The 15,817-nt window shown below is 70.7% G+C and carries 18 protein-coding genes; 6 read left to right on the top strand and 12 right to left on the bottom strand.

Features of this window, described 5'->3' with window-relative positions:
* Nucleotides 1–21 precede the first annotated feature (21 nt).
* From DCE93_RS05440 to DCE93_RS05430, 3 genes are all read right to left on the bottom strand, one after another.
* A complete protein-coding gene (locus DCE93_RS05440) occupies nt 22–651 on the bottom strand; it encodes an FMN reductase (RefSeq protein WP_108594983.1) in 630 nt (209 codons plus the stop codon).
* A 2-nt stretch (nt 652–653) separates the two neighbouring features.
* Nucleotides 654–1,802, bottom strand: coding sequence for an LLM class flavin-dependent oxidoreductase (locus DCE93_RS05435; protein WP_108594982.1), 1,149 nt, complete (start codon nt 1,800–1,802; stop codon nt 654–656).
* Nucleotides 1,803–2,015: 213 nt separating this feature from the next.
* On the bottom strand, nt 2,016–3,617 hold the full coding sequence (locus tag DCE93_RS05430) for a M28 family metallopeptidase (protein WP_108596612.1): 1,602 nt from the start codon (nt 3,615–3,617) through the stop codon (nt 2,016–2,018).
* A 156-nt stretch (nt 3,618–3,773) separates the two neighbouring features.
* Here DCE93_RS05430 and DCE93_RS05425 point away from each other — a divergent pair, with 156 nt between their 5' ends.
* On the top strand, nt 3,774–4,574 hold the full coding sequence (locus DCE93_RS05425) for a glycosyltransferase family 2 protein (RefSeq protein ID WP_168186169.1): 801 nt from the start codon (nt 3,774–3,776) through the stop codon (nt 4,572–4,574).
* 43 nt (nt 4,575–4,617) lie between these two features.
* On the opposite strand, the gene DCE93_RS05420 is transcribed toward DCE93_RS05425, so the two are convergent.
* Nucleotides 4,618–5,586, bottom strand: coding sequence for an alpha/beta fold hydrolase (locus DCE93_RS05420; protein WP_420836966.1), 969 nt, complete (start codon nt 5,584–5,586; stop codon nt 4,618–4,620).
* A 133-nt stretch (nt 5,587–5,719) separates the two neighbouring features.
* Here DCE93_RS05420 and DCE93_RS05415 point away from each other — a divergent pair, with 133 nt between their 5' ends.
* Nucleotides 5,720–6,097, top strand: coding sequence for a thioredoxin family protein (locus DCE93_RS05415; protein ID WP_108594980.1), 378 nt, complete (start codon nt 5,720–5,722; stop codon nt 6,095–6,097).
* A 39-nt stretch (nt 6,098–6,136) separates the two neighbouring features.
* Here DCE93_RS05415 and DCE93_RS05410 read toward each other — a convergent pair whose 3' ends face one another.
* The 4 genes from DCE93_RS05410 to DCE93_RS05395 form a co-directional block, all read right to left on the bottom strand.
* Nucleotides 6,137–6,751: a hypothetical protein gene (locus DCE93_RS05410; protein ID WP_146184942.1), complete on the bottom strand. Its 615-nt coding sequence runs from the start codon at nt 6,749–6,751 to the stop codon at nt 6,137–6,139.
* A gap of 69 nt (nt 6,752–6,820) precedes the next feature.
* Entirely contained in the window at nt 6,821–7,708 is an 888-nt protein-coding gene (locus tag DCE93_RS05405; RefSeq protein WP_108594978.1) for an LLM class flavin-dependent oxidoreductase, read from the bottom strand.
* Between the two features lie 24 nt (nt 7,709–7,732).
* Nucleotides 7,733–8,935 (bottom strand): trans-sulfuration enzyme family protein, encoded by a 1,203-nt coding sequence (locus tag DCE93_RS05400; protein ID WP_108594977.1) that lies wholly within the window; start codon nt 8,933–8,935, stop codon nt 7,733–7,735.
* A 28-nt stretch (nt 8,936–8,963) separates the two neighbouring features.
* Nucleotides 8,964–9,965, bottom strand: coding sequence for an EamA family transporter (locus tag DCE93_RS05395; protein ID WP_108596610.1), 1,002 nt, complete (start codon nt 9,963–9,965; stop codon nt 8,964–8,966).
* 94 nt (nt 9,966–10,059) lie between these two features.
* Between DCE93_RS05395 and DCE93_RS05390 the strand changes: the two genes are divergently transcribed.
* Nucleotides 10,060–10,605, top strand: coding sequence for a CGNR zinc finger domain-containing protein (locus tag DCE93_RS05390; protein WP_108594976.1), 546 nt, complete (start codon nt 10,060–10,062; stop codon nt 10,603–10,605).
* 87 nt (nt 10,606–10,692) lie between these two features.
* On the opposite strand, the gene rpsO is transcribed toward DCE93_RS05390, so the two are convergent.
* Both rpsO and DCE93_RS05380 read right to left on the bottom strand, forming a co-directional pair.
* Complete coding sequence (gene rpsO, locus DCE93_RS05385) at nt 10,693–10,962, bottom strand: 30S ribosomal protein S15 (protein WP_056658110.1); 270 nt, start codon at nt 10,960–10,962, stop codon at nt 10,693–10,695.
* A 159-nt stretch (nt 10,963–11,121) separates the two neighbouring features.
* Entirely contained in the window at nt 11,122–12,135 is a 1,014-nt protein-coding gene (locus DCE93_RS05380; protein WP_108594975.1) for an NAD(P)-dependent alcohol dehydrogenase, read from the bottom strand.
* A 94-nt stretch (nt 12,136–12,229) separates the two neighbouring features.
* Here DCE93_RS05380 and DCE93_RS05375 point away from each other — a divergent pair, with 94 nt between their 5' ends.
* Nucleotides 12,230–12,430 (top strand): hypothetical protein, encoded by a 201-nt coding sequence (locus DCE93_RS05375; RefSeq protein ID WP_108594974.1) that lies wholly within the window; start codon nt 12,230–12,232, stop codon nt 12,428–12,430.
* 69 nt (nt 12,431–12,499) lie between these two features.
* Entirely contained in the window at nt 12,500–12,871 is a 372-nt protein-coding gene (locus DCE93_RS05370) for a DUF488 domain-containing protein (RefSeq protein ID WP_108594973.1), read from the top strand.
* Nucleotides 12,872–12,889: 18 nt separating this feature from the next.
* Here the strand turns inward: DCE93_RS05370 and DCE93_RS05365 are convergent, their stop codons facing one another.
* Both DCE93_RS05365 and DCE93_RS05360 read right to left on the bottom strand, forming a co-directional pair.
* The gene (locus tag DCE93_RS05365; protein ID WP_168186168.1) at nt 12,890–13,765 is read right to left on the bottom strand and encodes a CPBP family intramembrane glutamic endopeptidase; all 876 of its coding nucleotides are present in this window, start codon (nt 13,763–13,765) and stop codon (nt 12,890–12,892) included.
* Nucleotides 13,766–13,776: 11 nt separating this feature from the next.
* On the bottom strand, nt 13,777–14,667 hold the full coding sequence (locus DCE93_RS05360; RefSeq protein WP_108594972.1) for a hypothetical protein: 891 nt from the start codon (nt 14,665–14,667) through the stop codon (nt 13,777–13,779).
* Nucleotides 14,668–14,726: 59 nt separating this feature from the next.
* On the opposite strand from DCE93_RS05360, the gene DCE93_RS05355 reads away from it, so the two are divergent.
* Nucleotides 14,727–15,776, top strand: coding sequence for a M4 family metallopeptidase (locus DCE93_RS05355; protein WP_108594971.1), 1,050 nt, complete (start codon nt 14,727–14,729; stop codon nt 15,774–15,776).
* The last annotated feature ends 41 nt before the right edge of the window (nt 15,777–15,817 follow it).

The following is a 15,817-nucleotide window of genomic DNA, read 5'->3' as shown; positions in this document are numbered from 1 at the left end:
TGGGCCGTTTCGGCCGCGGTGTCACTCCCCCGTGAGACCGCCGATGAGGTGGCCGAACGGGCGTTCGAGCGCGAACGGATCTCGAACCGACGCCGAGCGATCGCTCGCCGCGACGAGCGCCGCGAGTTCACCGGCGGCCCGATCGATGCGCGCCGGCAGCGTCTTCACGCTGTCGGCCGACTCGCCCCAGTCGCCGGTCGCGGCGAACACGCCGGTCGGGGCGACGATCGCGTGCAGGTAGGTGAACATCGGGCGCAGCGCGTAGTCGAGCGCGAGCGAGTGCCTCGGGGTGCCGGCGGTGGCGCCGATCACGACGGGCAGCTCGGCGAGCGCGCCGCTGTCGATCACGTCGAAGAACGACTTGAAGAGCCCGGAGTAGCTCGTCGTGAAGATCGGCGTGACGGCGATCAGGCCGTCGGCACCGGTCACGGCTTCGATCACCGCTTCGAGCTTCGGGCTCGGAAAGCCCGTCAGCATGTGGTTCATGATGTCGGTCGCGACATCCCGGAGCTCGAAGGTCTCGACGGTCGTGTCGATGCCCTGCTCGGCGAGCTTGGCGACGGTGGCGTCGCTGAGCTTGTCGGCGAGCATCCGCGTCGAGGAGGGCTGGCTGAGGCCGGCCGAGACGACGGCGAGGGTGCGGGTGGTCATCGTCAGGCTCCCTTCACGGCCGCGGCGCCGAACGCCGCGCCCTTCGTGGCGTCGTTCGCCCCGCCTGCGGCCTTCGCCGCGTTGCGTGCGGCGACGAGCGACTCGTGCGTCGGGGCATCCGGAACCGTCTCGGGGCGGTTCTTCGCGAACTCGCGGCGCAGCACCGGCACGACCTCGGAGCCGAGCAGGTCGAGCTGTTCGAGCACCGTCTTCAGCGGCAGGCCCGCGTGGTCCATGAGGAACAGCTGGCGCTGGTAGTCGCCGACGTAGTCGCGGAAGCCGAGCGTCTTGTCGATGACCTCCTGCGGGCTGCCGACCGTGAGCGGGGTCTGGGAGGTGAACTCCTCGAGGCTCGGGCCGTGCCCGTAGACCGGCGCGTTGTCGAAGTACGGGCGGAACTCGCGCACCGCGTCTTGCGAGTTCTTGCGCATGAACACCTGGCCGCCGAGTCCGACGATCGCCTGCTCGGCGGTGCCGTGCTCGTAGTGCTCGAAGCGCTGGCGGTAGAGCGCCACCATGCGCTGCGTGTGCGACGCGGGCCAGAAGATGTGGTTCGCGAAGAAGCCGTCGCCGTAGTACGCGGCCTGCTCGGCGATCTCGGGGCTGCGGATCGAGCCGTGCCAGACGAACGGCGGCACGTCGTCGAGCGGGCGCGGGGTCGACTGGAAGCCCTGCAGGGGCGTGCGGAACTGGCCCTCCCAGTCGACGAAGTCCTCTCGCCACAGGCGGTGGAGCAGGTTGTAGTTCTCGAGGGCGAGGTTGATGCCCTGCCGGATGTCCTTGCCGAACCAGGGGTAGACCGGCCCGGTGTTGCCGCGCCCGAGCATGAGGTCGACGCGGCCGCCCGCCACGTGCTGGAGCATCGCGAAGTCCTCGGCGATCTTGACCGGGTCGTTCGTCGTGATGAGGGTCGTCGAGGTCGTGAGCTGGATCGTCGAGGTCTTCGCGGCGAGGTAGGCGAGCGTCGTGGTCGGCGAGGAGGAGAAGAAGGGCGGGTTGTGGTGCTCGCCGAGCGCGAAGACGTCGAGGCCGACCTCTTCGGCGTGCTGGGCGATGGTCAGCACATCGGTGATGCGCTCGTGCTCGCTCGGCGTGCGTCCCGTCGTCGGGTCTTGCGTGATGTCGCTGACGGTGAAGATTCCGAACTGCATGGTGCCCTCCTGGGCTCGTCCTCTGAGGATTCCGAGTTGCATGCTTATGCATACATCTGGCGCAACGGATGCCCCCCGCCCACTATTCCCGATCGGCGCCCGCCGCGCACGCCCGCGTCTCGTCGGGCGCGAGGGGGGCTCCGACAGCGCGGAAGGCGAACGAACGAAAGGCGGGGGCGCCGACCGGCACCCCCGCCTCGCACTGCCTCCGGGTCAGTCGGTCGGTTGGTGCTCGTGACCGCCGTCGCTGCCGACGGTGCCCTCGGGTCCGGCCGGCGCCGGCAGGGTGAACCCGCCGGGAACCTTCTTGCCGACGACGCCGTTCACCGTCTCGGTGGAGTACGCGTAGGTCAGCACCGCCGTCGCGATCGCATCCGTATTCACGTCGAGCGCATCGAGGGCGAGGTTGTCGATCGTGTCGCACGCGAGGTGGTAGCACTGGTCGTACTGCTCACCGGCGACACCGCCCCAGATGGCCGCCTGCTCCTCGGTCTTCACGACCTCGGCACCCGTGAAGAGGCCGCCCGCCGGGATGCCGTTCTGGATGAACGCCTGATAGTCGCTCCGGCCGCTGAACTCCGCGTCGTCGTACGGGATTCCCATCTTCGTGAAGTAGCTCTCGAAGAGGTCCTCGATCTGCACCGAGCCCTCGGGCACGACCACCGGGGCCGGGAAGCCCGACTCATCGCCGTCGTACACCATGAAGATGTAGTTGGGCGAGGCCACCATGTCGAAGTTCAGGTACAGCGCGATCTCGTCGATCGAACCGGCGGCGACCTGGTCGGCGACATAGGCGCGCGAACCGAGCAGGCCGCTCTCCTCAGCGCCCCACCAGGCGAACCGCAAGGTGTTCTCGGGCTTCACCTTCGAGATCTGCTGGGCGATCTCGAGCAGTGCGGCCGAGCCGCTGCCGTTGTCGTTGATGCCCGGGCCCGCCTGCACGGAATCCAGGTGCGCACCGGCCATCACGACGTTCGCGTCGTTCTTGCCCGGCAGTTCGGCGATCACGTTGACCTGCGGGCGCTGCTCGGGCGCATCGACGAGGATCCTCGCCGTCGAGCCGGCCGCCGTCATCGCGACGCCGTCGGCGAAGCTCGCGCCGACCACGGGAATGTCGAGCGGCTCGGTGTTGACGCCGAACAGGGTGCCGGTGACGAGACCCTCGCGCAGCGGCGTGTTGCCCTGGTTGAAGATGATCACGGCCTCGGCGCCCGCGTTCTGGGCGTTGACCGCCTTCACTCCGAACTCGCAGGTACCGCGCTGGATGAGCGCGATGTCGGCACTGCCGGTGAAGTCGAGCCCGGTGAAGTCCGACGCCTCGCAGCCGCTCGTGACCGGGTCGCGCGGCAGGGCGGTCACGATGTCGACGGGGATGACCGTGCCGGTGACCTCGCCGTACCCGGTGCCGGTGAACACGCCGGTCTCGTAGCTCGCGGCCGGTGCCGGGGTCAGTTGCTCGAGCTCGGGCGGCGGCACGTAGGTGAAGTCGAACTCGTCGAGTTCGACGCTCCATCCGGCCGCCTGCAGCGTCTCGACGACGTACTCGACGCTCTCGGTGTAGCCCGAGGTTCCCGCCGAGCGGTTGTCGTCGTTGGCGTCGGCGATGGCCTGAAGGGCCTGCGCGTGTTCGAGCACGCCATCGACGCGGACGCACTCGAGCAGCTTCTCGTAGGTGTTGTTGTTGCGGTTGTCGCAGCCGTTGCCCGATGGCGCTGCCATCGCGGCGGTGGTCGGCACGAGCGCAAGTCCGGCGACCGCCGCGGTCGCGATCACCGCCGTCTTGACGCGCCTGGAAAGTGTTGCAGATGGGTACATCGTCTCGCCTTCCGTCACCGGTTCGTCTCCGTCGACCCCCGGTCGGGGGTTAGCATATGAGTTTGTCTCCCATGCGCGACAGCCCTTGATTCGAATCGGCCGACATGACGCGGGGAACCTGCGTCACAACGCGGCCCGATGGCTAGACTCGCCGTGATGCGCACGATTTCGGTCATCGTTCCGAGCTTGAACGACGCGGAGTTCCTCACCGCTTGCCTCGACGCGCTCGCGAAGCAGACCCGGCGCGCCGACGAGATCATCGTCGTCGACAACGGTTCAACGGATGCCACGGCCGACGTCGGCCGAGCGGCGGGCGCCTGGGTCGTGCACGAACCGCGGCGCGGCATCTGGCCCGCGACCGCGGCGGGCTTCGACGCGGCATCCGGCGAGCTGCTCGCCCGTCTCGATGCCGACTCGGTGCCCGCGCCCGACTGGCTCGCCGAGGTCGAGCGACGCATGAACCGGGCCGACCGGCCGACGGTCGTCACCAACGGCGGCACCTTCTACGGCAGGAACGCGCTCGTGCGCTGGATCGCCCGCAACATCTACATCGGCGGCTACTTCACGGTCATCGGGGCCCTGCTCGGCCACCCGCCGATCTTCGGATCGAACTACGCGATCCGGGCCGACGCCTGGAGCCGGCTGCGCGATATCGTGCACCGCGATCGCGCCGACCTGCATGACGACCTCGACCTCGCCTGGTGGATGCAGCCCGGGATGACGGTCGTGCGCGACCGTCACCTCCTCGTCGGCGTCTCCGCGCGGCCGTTCGACAGTTTCAGCGGCCTCGCCCGGCGGGTGCGGATGGCCTTCCACACGATGTCGGTGGAGTCGCGCGAATGGCCGCCGCTGACCCGGCGCAGCGAGCGCCGCAGCGCCGCCGCGTGGGTCTGGGAGGGGGCGCCCGTTGCACCGACGAATCCCGAGGCCGACGGCGAGGAGCCGGTCCCGGCCTGACCGCGCGGCCGCGCGGGCCGCGCGACGCTCGGGCCATGGCGGGCTACGGCGTGGCGTCGGTCTCGGCGAACAGCTCGAGCATGTCGCGCACGAGTTGGTGGGGCGCGGTCTCGCACGGGCTGTGTCCCGTCGGATACACCGCCAGGCGCGCACCGATCTCGCGCGCGAACCGCTCGTGCAGCTCTCGCGGCCACAGGTCGTGCTCCCCGACTGCGACGAGCTTCGGAACATGGGCGGCGGTGAGCCCGGCGCGCAGATCGGGGGTGCGCATCATGAGCGCGATGATGTCGTCGACGCTCTCGCGGCGGGTCAGGGCGAATCGGTCGCGCACGAACCGGAGCCGACGCGGCGGAACCCGATTGAGGTTGTTCCGGATGCCCCAGAGCATGAGCGATGCACCCTGACGCGGCGACGTGAAGGCGCTGATCGGCCCGATGCGCTTGACCCCGCGAAACGCCTGCCCGGGCTCGGGCGGGGCGCTCAAGAGGGTGAGACTCGCGAACAGCTCCGGCCGCTCGAGCAACGCGAGCTCGGCGAGCGTGCCGGCGAAGCTGTAGCCGAGCACGTGCGCCGGAGCCGACCCGTCGTCGAGCACGGCGAGCAGGTCGTCGAGGAAGAGCCGCTCGTCGTAGCGGCTTCGCGGCGGGTCGAGGTTCGACGGCCCGGCGCGCCACGACTCGTACTGCCCGGCGAGGTCGAAGGACTCCGCCCGATAGCCGGCCCCTGCGAAGAGCGGCATCATCAGCACGAAGTCCTCTTTCGAACCCGTGGCCCCGGGCACGAGCACGACGCGCGGCCCGTGCGATGGGCCCACGGCGACTCGGGCGAGCGCACCGCTCGGCGCCTCGAACATCGAGTGCTCGGCGTCTTCCGGGAAGATCCGCCAGTCGATGTCGGGAATGGCCTCGTCGGCGAGGCGCGCGGAATCGACGGCGGCCTCCGGCCCCGATGCCCCCTCGGTCGCCGGGCCGCGCCGACGGAATGACCCGCGTGCGCCTCCGAATGCGACCACGCCCTCACGATACCGGCGACGACCGGCCCCATGCACGGAACACCGCCGACGATTTCCCACCGTCGTGATTCCGCATCGCTCGCGCTGAGCGAACACCGGGCGCGGCCACAGCGAGCCCGCCTAGTCTGGATGCATGGCTACCGTGGCGCTCACCCTGGACACCTTCGAGAAGACCATCCTCGAGGGCGGCACCGTCTTCGTCGACTTCTGGGCCGGGTGGTGCGGGCCGTGCCTGCAGTTCGCGCCGAACTACGAGGCCGCCGCCGAGGCGAACCCCGACCTCACCTTCGCGAAGGTCGACACCGAAGACCAGCAGCAGCTGGCCGCGGCCATGAACATCACGTCGATTCCGACCATCATGGCCTTCAAAGACGGCATCGGCGTCTTCGCGCAGGCCGGCGCCCTGCCCCGGCCGATGCTCGACGAACTCATCTCGCAAGTGCGGGAGCTCGACATGGAACAGGTTCGCGCCGACCTCGACAAGCAGGAAGCCGAGGAAGCGTCGGCCTGAGCCGGCCGAACGCCCGCGCAGTGCTGGCGGGTAGGTACCTCACCCGTCGGCGGCGCCGCCCATGCGGTCGAGGCCGCTGAGATCGAGCTCTACCCCGTAGGGGCGCGAGTCACCGGTGATGAGCGCCGGCACCCGCACGAATCGGCCCCGCTCGAGCAGCTCGTCGAGCAACTCGCGCCAGCGGTCGTCGACCGCTTCGCCGAGGAAGCCGGCATGACGAGGGCGATCGCCGCCGACGAGCTGCACCCCGATGCGGTACCGACGTGAGAGCCAGCGACTCGCCCGCGGCACGAGCACGGCCTGCTGCTCGGGCCCGCCGTACAGGCGTGCCAGCTCGATCGCCGGCTGGTGGCGATGCGTGTCGGCCACCGGCGCAACCGCCCGCACCTCGCGTTCGACCCGCGGCACCTCGACGATGTCGAGGCCGTCGAGGCTCGCGAGGTCGCCCCACAGATCGGGGTTCGCCGTTCGCGCCCCGCGCACGAGTCCGACGACGAGCCAGACGACGGCCGCGACGAGCAGCAGGAGGAAGGGCCAGAGCAGCCACGGCGCGGCATCCGGTCGCACGATGCCCGTCAGGATCAGCAGCACGAACACGACGAGGTACGGGAGCGGCTCCCAGGCGAGCAACGGCTTCGAACGGGGCGCAGGCATGAGAGTCAGGCTACCTCGGGCACCGGATGCCTCGGCACCAACGGCCGCTCGAGGCGGCCGCCGCCCGCTTCACCGCCAGGTGCTCATGAGCCGCGCGGCCTCGTCGAGCACCGACTCGTCGCCGGCGTAGAGGCCGTGCTCCCGCGGCCAGTGCGAGATGACGTCGGTGAAGCCGGCCTCGGCCGCCCGCCCGACGGCGTCTTCGAAGGCCGCGGCACTCGCGAGGCTGTACCGCGCCTCGGAATCGAGCAACAGCGTGCGATCGAGGCTCGACGGATCCCGGTCGCCGGCCGCGCAGGCCTCGTCGAGCCGCGCGCTCAGCTCCGCCACGCGGCGCCACCAGGCATCCGTGCCGTCGTCGGCGCCGCCCGTGGTCACCCAGCCGTCGCCGAGGCGCGCCGCGAAAGCGACTCCCTTCGGGCCGTCGGCGGCGAGGTGCAGCGGCATGCGCGGGCGCTGCGCCGGCTCGCCGACCATGCGCGCCCCCGACGCCGTGAACCACTGCCCCTCGAACGAGATGCCGCCCGACCCCGGTCGTTCGAACCGCAGCAGCACGTCGAGGGCCTCGCTGAACTCGACGAACCGCTCGAAGCGCTGCCGGGGCGTGTACTCGGGCTGGCCGAGCACGTACGCGTCGAACCCGGTTCCTCCGGAACCGAGGCCGAGCAGCAGCCTGCCGCCCGAGATCTGGTCGAGGGTCGCGACATCCTTCGCGAAGGGCACCGGATGCCGGTAGTTCGGGCTCGCCACGAAGGTGCCGAGCCCGATGCGCTCGGTGACCATCGCGGCCGCGGTGAGCGTGGGCACCGTCGCGTGCCACCGCTCGCCCGCGAGACCTCGCCACGAGAGGTGGTCGTAGGTCCAGGCATGATCGAAGCCGAGCTCTTCGGCGCCGCGCCAGTACCGGGCGGCGGCGGGCCAGTCGTGCTGCGGGAGGATGACGATTCCGAAACGCATGAACCCGAGTCTAGGCAGCGCCGCTCAGGCTTCGATGGGCCCGACGGCGACGTCGAGGGCCTGACGCAGGTCGGCGATGAGGTCGTCGGCGTCTTCGAGCCCGATCGAGAAGCGCAGGTGTCCGTAGCGCTTGAATCCATCGGGGTAGAACGCGACGCGCGGCCCGGTGGTGCCGACGTGCACGATGAGGGACTCGTCGTGCCCGAGCGACACCGCGGAGGTCACGATGCGCAGGGCCGCGACGAAGGCGTTCTGCACTTCGGGGCCGCCATCGACCGCGAACGACATCACCCCGCCGTATGCACCGCCGAACTGCTCGGTCGCCACCTCGTGCTGCGGATGGCTCGTGAGCCCCGGGTACGCCGTGAACGCGATGCGCGGGTCGGACTCGAGCGCCTCGGCGACGCGCAGCGCAGTCGCGAAGGTCTGCCGCAGTCGCAGCGGCAGCGTCACGGATCCGCGCATGATGAGCCACGCGTTGAACGGGCTGATCACCCCGCCGACGTCGACCATGGCGTCGGACTTCAGCTCGGCCACGAGTTCGCGGCGGCCGATCACGGCGCCGCCCATGGCGTCACCGTGCCCGTTGATGTACTTCGTGAGCGAGTGCACCGAGAGGTCGGCGCCGTGATCGAGCGGGCGGAAGAACGGCGGCGGCGTGAACGTCGAGTCGACGCTGAGCAGGGCGCCTGCCCCGTGGGCGATCGCCGCGACGCCGGCGACATCCGTCACCTTCGTCGTCGGATTCGCGATCGCCTCGATGTGCACGAGTCGGGTGTTCGGCCGCAGCGCCGCGCGCACGGCCGCGAGGTCGCTCGTGTCGACGAAGTCGGCGTGGATGCCGTACTTGTCGGGCAGGAGCTCCGTGAACAGCCGGTACGTCGCCTCGTACGAGACATCCGACACGATCACGTGGTCGCCCGACTTCAGGAATGTGAAGAAGACGGCGTGCAGCGCTGCGACGCCCGAAGCGAGCACGACGGCGTCCTCCCCGTGCTCGAGGATCGCGAGCTTCTTCTGCAGGCCGATCTGGTTCGCACCCGAGTTGCGCGTGTACAGCGGCGCCTCGGTGCCCGACCAGCTCATCGTCGACGGATCGTCGGGCAGCGCGTAGGAGTTCGCCATCACGATCGGAGTGCGGATCGCCCCCGAACCGCCATCGACGGCATTGCCGGCGTGCACCGCCTGGGTGGTGTCGGCGAGTCGGGTCCAATCGGCGCGGGTCATGCCTCGACGCTACGCCCTGCACGGCCGACTATGACGGCGAACGTCGCTCAGCACGCCGCGTCTCCGTGCGCGGGGCGTCGGCCGGCACGGGCACGAGATCGATGTCGAGCGCGATGGCGGCGGCACCGCTCGGGCGCTCGAAGCGCACGAGCACGATGCCGCCGAGGATGAGCAGCCCGCCCAGCGCCTGCAGCGGTGCGATCGCCTCGCCGAGCACGAACCACGCGACGATCGCGGCGAAGATCACCTCGGAGAGCCCGAGGAACGACGAGAGCCGCGTGCCGAGCAGGCGGATGGCGGTGATGCCCGCGACGTATGCGAACGCCGTCGAGACGACGCCGACCGTGAGCACGGGCACCCACCACGGCGCGACGGTGCCGAGATAGGGCACCTCGACGAAGGCCGCCGTGAACGGCACGAGGCCGATCGCACCGGTGGCGCCGAGCACGATGGCGCCCACCACGAAGCCGCTCGCCGCAAGGGCGATCGGCGGCACCGAGGCATCCGCCCGCTCACCAAGGACGTAGTAGACGCAGACGCCGAGCATCGCGATGCCGGCGAGCAGCAGTCCGACGACGTCGAGGCCGCCGCCGCCCGGTCCGATCACGAGCACGAGGCCCCCGATCGCGAGCACGGAGCCCGCGACCACGACCAGCTGGGGTGCCCGGCGCTGACGCGCCCATGCGAAGAGCACGAGGGCGACCGGCGCGAGGTACTCGATGAGCAGGGTCGTGCTCACGGGGATGAGCGCGATCGAGGCGTAGAAGGCGAGCTGCGTGCCGACGACCGCGATGAGCGAATAGGCGAGCACCGTCCAGCGGGCCCGCCACAACGGCCGGAGGTCGAATCGCAGCGCGATGAGCCCGGGAACGGCGAGCACGAGTGCCGCGATGCCGATGCGCGCGAAGACGGCGGCGCCCGGCGACCACCCCGCCTCGAGGAGCGGCTTCACCACCGCACCGCCCGCGCCGAAGGCGAGCCCGGCGCCGAGGCCGAGCGCGATGCCGAGGGCACCCTTCGAACCGCGCATCCGCGTCTCCTCGTCCACTTCGGGCGTCAGGCCCATGTCATGACCGAACGACGTTATGCTCGTGACTGTACCGGCACCAGCCGTCAGGAGTCAAATGATTTTCACCGATGACACCATCGCCGCACTCGGCTTCGTCGCAGCGCTCGGCGACACCGTGCCCGAGGCATCCGAATCGGGCGCCGACGAGCTCGCGACAGCGCAGCAGCTCACCGCGATCCTCGACGCCTGGCGATACTCCGGGCGACGCGACGGCGACGCCGCTGAGGTCGCAGCCGTGGCCGCCGCGCGCGACCGCCTGCGCGCGCTCTGGCGCCTCGACCGTGACGACGCGGTGACCGAGGTGAACGCGATCCTCGCCGAGGCGAGGGCCGTGCCGAGGCTCGTGCGCCATGACGACATCGATTGGCACGTGCACGCCACCTCGCTGCAGGCTCCACTCGCCGAGCGCATCCTCGTCGAGGCGGCGATGGCGTTCGTCGACGTCATCCGCGCCGACGGCATGGACCGTCTGCGCGCCTGCGAAGCCGACGACTGCGAAGGCGTCTTCGTCGACGTGTCGAGGAACGCCTCCCGCCGATTCTGCAGCACGCGGTGCGGCAACCGCATGGCTGCGCGGGCGCACCGGGCTCGCGCCGAGTAGCACCGCGGGAATGACGAAAGCCCCCGCCGAGGCGGGGGCTTTCGCAAGAAGTTCGCGGGTTCAACGAGAGCCGCGTCGGAACGACGCTTAGCGGCGCAGACCGAGACGCTCGATGAGCTTGCGGTAGCGGTTGATGTCGACGTCGGCGAGGTAGCCGAGCAGACGACGACGCTGACCGACGAGGAGGAGCAGGCCACGACGCGAGTGGTGGTCGTGCTTGTGCTCCTTCAGGTGCTCGGTGAGGTCTTTGATTCGCTTCGTGAGGAGCGCGATCTGAACCTCGGGGGATCCAGTGTCACCGGGGTGCGTCGCGTACTCTTCGATGATCGCCTTCTTGACATCGGCTTCAAGTGCCATAGATGGGATCCCCTTTCTCCTTGTTGCGCGCTGCCCGTGGCCGAATGCCTGGGCTCTCTTTGTGCGCGGCCGTCATGACGGCAACCTCAATACTCTACCAGAGCGGATGCCGCGCGGACGCCGCCTGCGGCCGCCCGACCCGGCGAGCGCCCGCTGGGGTCAGCCGATCTCGATGACGGCCTTGCCGAGCACGTCGCCGGCGCGGAGCCGCGCGAGCTGACGCGGAACCTGTTCGAGCGGGTGCGGGCCGTCGACGAGTGCCCGCAGCTCGCCCGCCACGGCGAGCGCGGCGAGTTCGGGCAGGTCGCGGTTGGGCACGGCGACGAGCAGCCCGACCCGCGCCGCGGTGCCACCGGGTCTCGCGCTCGCGCCGAGCACCTGGGCGATGCGACGCGGGCTGCCGCCGATCGTGACGGCGCGCCCGCCCGGCGCGAGCAGCGCTCGAGCTCGGGCCGGCGGCAGTGCGCCGACGACGTCGAGGATGAGGTCGAAGCGCCCGGACGAGGTCGCCGTGTCGTCGATGCTCGTGCCGACGGCGCCCGCACCGAGCTCGGCGAGCGCGTCGAGCTTCCATGCCGCCCGTTCGACCGCCGTCACGTGCGCCCCGCCGAGGATCGCGAGCTGGATCGCGAACGTGCCGACTCCCCCGCCGGCACCGACGACGAGCACGCGTCGCGCGTGCAGCGGGCCTCCTGAGGCGATGGCCTCGGTGGGGGCGATGGCCTCGGTGGGGGCGATGGCCTCTGCACCGCTTAGCGCCTGCCAGGCCATGCTCGCGGCCTGCGGCAGCGCGGCGGCCGTGATGTCGTCGAGTCCCCGCGGCCTGGCCACGAGCGCACCCTCGGCCGCGACGACGATCTCGGCGAAACCGCCCCAGCCCGACGCCGAGAGTTCGCCGAAGACGGGATCGCCCACACGGTGGCGGGTGACGCCGGGCCCCACGGCGACGACCACGCCCGAGACATCCGAACCGATCACCCGATGCTTCGGACTGAACGGCGCCGCGAGACGCGTCAGCATCGCGCCGATCGCGAGGTCGACGTCCCACGAGTTGAGCGACACCGCAGCGATGCGCACGGCGACCTCCCCGTGAGCGGGCACCGGTTCGGGCAGCTCGGCGAGGCGCAGGACCCGCTCGGGCGGGCCGTATCGGTCGAGCACGATCGCACGCATCACGGAGTCGCCACCTCTCCTCGGGTTCCGCGTGCTCCGAGGCTAGCGGGAGACCTCGCTTGCGGCACGACCCGAGGTGCGGGATGCTGCCCGCATGCGAAAGCCCGTGTTCGTCACGATCGGCGCCCTGCTCGCCGTCATGGGCCTGGTCTTCATGTTCCAGGGGTTCGGACTCATCGGCGGCAGCGCCATGACGGGCTCCGCGGTGTGGGCGGTCGTCGGGCCGATCATCGCACTCGTCGGCATCGCGCTCATCGTCGTCGGGTTGCGCGGCGGCCCGACGAGCCGGGAGTGAGTAGACCACTTCGACGGCCGCCGACTCGGCGTGCTTGGCGCGGCGGATGCCCCGGGGCAGACTGGCCGCATGGGGTTCGTCATCAAGCGGGTCTACGAGCCGGCCGAGGCATCCGACGGCTACCGCGTGCTCGTCGACCGGCTCTGGCCGCGCGGCGTCTCGAAGGAGCGCGCCGAGCTCGAGCTGTGGGACAAGGACGTCGCGCCCTCCCCCGAACTCCGCACCGAGTGGCACCACGACCGCGAGCGCTTCGAGGAGTTCGCGTCGCGGTACCGCGACGAGCTCGACGCGAGCGAGGCAGCGCGGGCGCTCCTCGCGCTCGGCACCGAACACGATCGGGTCACGCTGCTCTTCGGCGCCCGCGACGAACAGGTCAACCACGCTGCGGTGCTGCTCGAGTGGCTCGGCGCGCACGGGGCATCCGTCGAGCCGATCGGCTGACCGGCGCGACCGTGACCGCTACGGCGCCAGCAGGAAGATCGCCGGCCACCCCGTGTGCGCATAGACGATGACGGCGAACACCACTGCGTCGAAGAGCATGTGCACGACGAACACGTAGGTGAGCGACTTCGTGAGCTTGAACGTGTAGCCCTGGATCAACGCGAACGGGATCGTGAGCAGCGGCCCCCACGACTGGTAGCCGAGCTCCCACAGGAACGACACGAACACGATCGCCTGAAGCAGGTTCGCCTGCCACGACGGGAAGTGCCGGCGCAGCAGCACGAAGACGGTGCAGACGAAGAACAACTCGTCCCACGTGCCGACGGCGGCGACGCCGACGAAGAGGCGCGCGATCGTGTCGGGCTCGGTCACCGTCGGCCAGTTCTCGTAGACACCCGAGGTGATGAAGTAGAACGGCAGGATGAGCCATCCGGCGAGCGTCACGAAGATCAGGTAGAGCCACTGCGTGCGATTCCAGCGCCTGCCGGTGCGCCACGGGAATCGGATGACGTGCTCGCGGTAGACGTACCTCGAGATGAGGTACGGCACGAGCACGGCGAGCCCGAGCACGACGGCGAATCGCACCATGCCCTCGTTGCTGAGATCGGCCTTCAGCGACACCGTCGAGATGATGATCTGGCCGACGGCGATGAGCGCGAGGTCGGCGAGCAGTCGCTCGGTGCGGCCCGAACGGTCGCAGAGCCACGCGGCGAGGAGGCCCGCGGCGAGCATCGCGTAGCCCGCGATCGGCACCATGAACCCGAACAGCAGCACCGCGGCCCCGCAGACGAGCAGCGCGGGCACGACGGCGATCGGATGCGTCCGCAGCGCGGCCGGAGCACCGGGCGCCGTGTCGCGGGCGTCTGGTGTCTGGTCGTCGTCTGTGCGCGGCATCTGCTCCCTCCTCAGTCGTCGTCTCCGAGCTCGCCGCGACGCGAGGCCCTGACCCATCGGGAGAGGAACACGGCACCGGCCTCGTCGTGGATGAGGTCTGCGGCGGTGAGCACCCGATACGCGGTCGCCGGAATGCCCTCGGCCGGGCGCACGTCGACATGGCGCACGCTCTCGCCGCGCTCGGCCAGCCAGTCGGCCATGCGGTAGTCGCCGCGCGAGTCGCCCATCGTGCGCCAGTGCTGCGGGCGGATGCCGCGTTGGGCGAGCAGCTCGACGGCGCGCTCGGCGCCCAGGTCTTTGCCGAGCCGCACCGACTCGACGTCGGTCGAGATGATCGTCGGGTCGATGCGCCAGTGCACGCGCCCGGCGGCATCCGGTCGTTCATCGCCCTCGCGGACCGTGCCGAACCCGCGCGAGGCGAGCGTCTCGTGCGCGTGCGCGTCGAAGCGCGGCCGGGCTGCGAGATAGGCATCGGATGCCAAGTGCACGTGCTGCTCGACCGAGACCATGGCGCGCTTCGTGCCGTCGAAGAACCCGAACTCGTCGAAGTGCGCCTCGACGTAGGCGCGCATGTCGGCGGCGAAGTCGGCGGGCATCGCGAGGTCGAGGTCGACGAACACCTCGCCCAGCCCGTCGCGGTCGATCTCGGCCCAGACCGCGCCCTTCTCGCAGATCGCCCAGACGGGCGCGCCCGGCTCGAGGCCCGCGGCGAGCAGCGGCGGCACGACCTGCTCGGCGATGAACGCGTCGGAGCGGCCCGTGTTGAAGATCACGGGGTTGCCGGCGTTCGCGAGCGCCGCGAGGTCGCGGGCGATCGACGGGATCGCGATCGACCGGGTGACGGGGCTCGCGATGGGGCCGTCGACATCGAGCAGCAGACCGAGGAGTGGGGTGGTGGTCACCCCTCCAGCCTATGGCGCGGCGCCCCGCCAATGTCATCGGCAGATGGGAGCATCGAGCCATGCAGCAGATCGTGCCCCCCTACCTGCTCGACCGCATCGCCCAAGCCGCCGGTCCGCGGTTCCCGCTCGCTGCCGAGGCCGCGCGGCGCGCGCTGTTGCGTGCACCCTCGGCGCGCCTCGGCACCGAGGCGCTGCCCGAACTTCCGAGCGTGCTGCCCGACGCCCCGTCGCACCCCGACCGCCGCATCTCCGATGCCGAGGGCCGCGAGGTGCTGCCCGGCCGGCTCGTGCGCCGCGAGGGCGAGCGCGCCACGGGCGACGAGGCCGTCGACGACGCGTATGACGGGCTGGGTGACACGCACCGCATGTTCGACCGGGTCTTCGGCCGCGACTCGATCGACGGCGCCGGCATGCCCCTAGAGGCCACCGTGCACTTCGGCGACCGCTACGACAACGCCTTCTGGGACGGCGAGCGCATGGTGTTCGGCGACGGCGACGGCGAGGTCTTCCGCGGGTTCACCGACTCGCTGAGCGTGATCGGCCACGAGCTCACGCACGGCGTCATCGAGCACACGGCGAAGCTGCGCTACCGGGGTCAATCGGGGGCGCTCAACGAGCACGTCTCCGACGCGTTCGGCGCGCTCGTCGAGCAGTACTCGCTCGGCCAAGACGCCGCCGCCGCGAGCTGGCTCATCGGCGAGGGCATCTTCACCGATGAGGTGCAGGGGCGGGCCCTGCGGTCGATGCTCGAGCCCGGCACCGCCTACGACGACGACGTGCTCGGGCGCGATCCGCAGCCCGGCCACATGCGCGACTACATCGAGACGAACGACGACAACGGCGGCGTGCACCTGAACTCGGGCATTCCCAACCGGGCGTTCGCTCTCGCGGCCGTCGAGCTGGGCGGCTTCGCGTGGGAGCACGTCGGCCGCATCTGGTACGACGTGCTCACCTCGGGGCGCTTGCCCGCAGACGCCGACTTCGCCCGGTTCGCGGCCGAGACCGTGCGTGCCGCGCAGGAGCGCTACGGCCGCGACAGCGACGAGGTTCGCGCGGTCGCCCGCGGCTGGTCGGCGGTGGGCATCGAGGTTCCTCCCGCGGCGCCGTGAGCCGCGGCGACATCCCGGCCCCAGAGCGGCAGCGGTGGGCC

Source organism: Agromyces badenianii, from assembly GCF_003070885.1.
Lineage (GTDB): Bacteria > Actinomycetota > Actinomycetes > Actinomycetales > Microbacteriaceae > Agromyces > Agromyces badenianii.
The sequence above is the reverse complement of the archived record's forward strand: the minus strand, read 5'-3'. Positions and strand labels throughout refer to the sequence as shown.

Bases quoted from the DNA above. Each gene is read 5' to 3' on its own strand.
- DCE93_RS05440 (WP_108594983.1), bottom strand. From the start codon at position 651: ATGACCACCCGCACCCTCGCCGTCGTCTCGGCCGGCCTCAGCCAGCCC.
- DCE93_RS05435 (WP_108594982.1), bottom strand. From the start codon at position 1,802: ATGCAGTTCGGAATCTTCACCGTCAGCGACATCACGCAAGACCCGACG.
- DCE93_RS05430 (WP_108596612.1), bottom strand. From the start codon at position 3,617: ATGTACCCATCTGCAACACTTTCCAGGCGCGTCAAGACGGCGGTGATC.
- DCE93_RS05425 (WP_168186169.1), top strand. From the start codon at position 3,774: ATGCGCACGATTTCGGTCATCGTTCCGAGCTTGAACGACGCGGAGTTC.
- DCE93_RS05415 (WP_108594980.1), top strand. From the start codon at position 5,720: ATGGCTACCGTGGCGCTCACCCTGGACACCTTCGAGAAGACCATCCTC.
- DCE93_RS05410 (WP_146184942.1), bottom strand. From the start codon at position 6,751: ATGCCTGCGCCCCGTTCGAAGCCGTTGCTCGCCTGGGAGCCGCTCCCG.
- DCE93_RS05405 (WP_108594978.1), bottom strand. From the start codon at position 7,708: ATGCGTTTCGGAATCGTCATCCTCCCGCAGCACGACTGGCCCGCCGCC.
- DCE93_RS05400 (WP_108594977.1), bottom strand. From the start codon at position 8,935: ATGACCCGCGCCGATTGGACCCGACTCGCCGACACCACCCAGGCGGTG.
- DCE93_RS05395 (WP_108596610.1), bottom strand. From the start codon at position 9,965: ATGCGCGGTTCGAAGGGTGCCCTCGGCATCGCGCTCGGCCTCGGCGCC.
- DCE93_RS05390 (WP_108594976.1), top strand. From the start codon at position 10,060: ATGATTTTCACCGATGACACCATCGCCGCACTCGGCTTCGTCGCAGCG.
- rpsO (WP_056658110.1), bottom strand. From the start codon at position 10,962: ATGGCACTTGAAGCCGATGTCAAGAAGGCGATCATCGAAGAGTACGCG.
- DCE93_RS05380 (WP_108594975.1), bottom strand. From the start codon at position 12,135: ATGCGTGCGATCGTGCTCGACCGATACGGCCCGCCCGAGCGGGTCCTG.
- DCE93_RS05375 (WP_108594974.1), top strand. From the start codon at position 12,230: ATGCGAAAGCCCGTGTTCGTCACGATCGGCGCCCTGCTCGCCGTCATG.
- DCE93_RS05370 (WP_108594973.1), top strand. From the start codon at position 12,500: ATGGGGTTCGTCATCAAGCGGGTCTACGAGCCGGCCGAGGCATCCGAC.
- DCE93_RS05365 (WP_168186168.1), bottom strand. From the start codon at position 13,765: ATGCCGCGCACAGACGACGACCAGACACCAGACGCCCGCGACACGGCG.
- DCE93_RS05355 (WP_108594971.1), top strand. From the start codon at position 14,727: ATGCAGCAGATCGTGCCCCCCTACCTGCTCGACCGCATCGCCCAAGCC.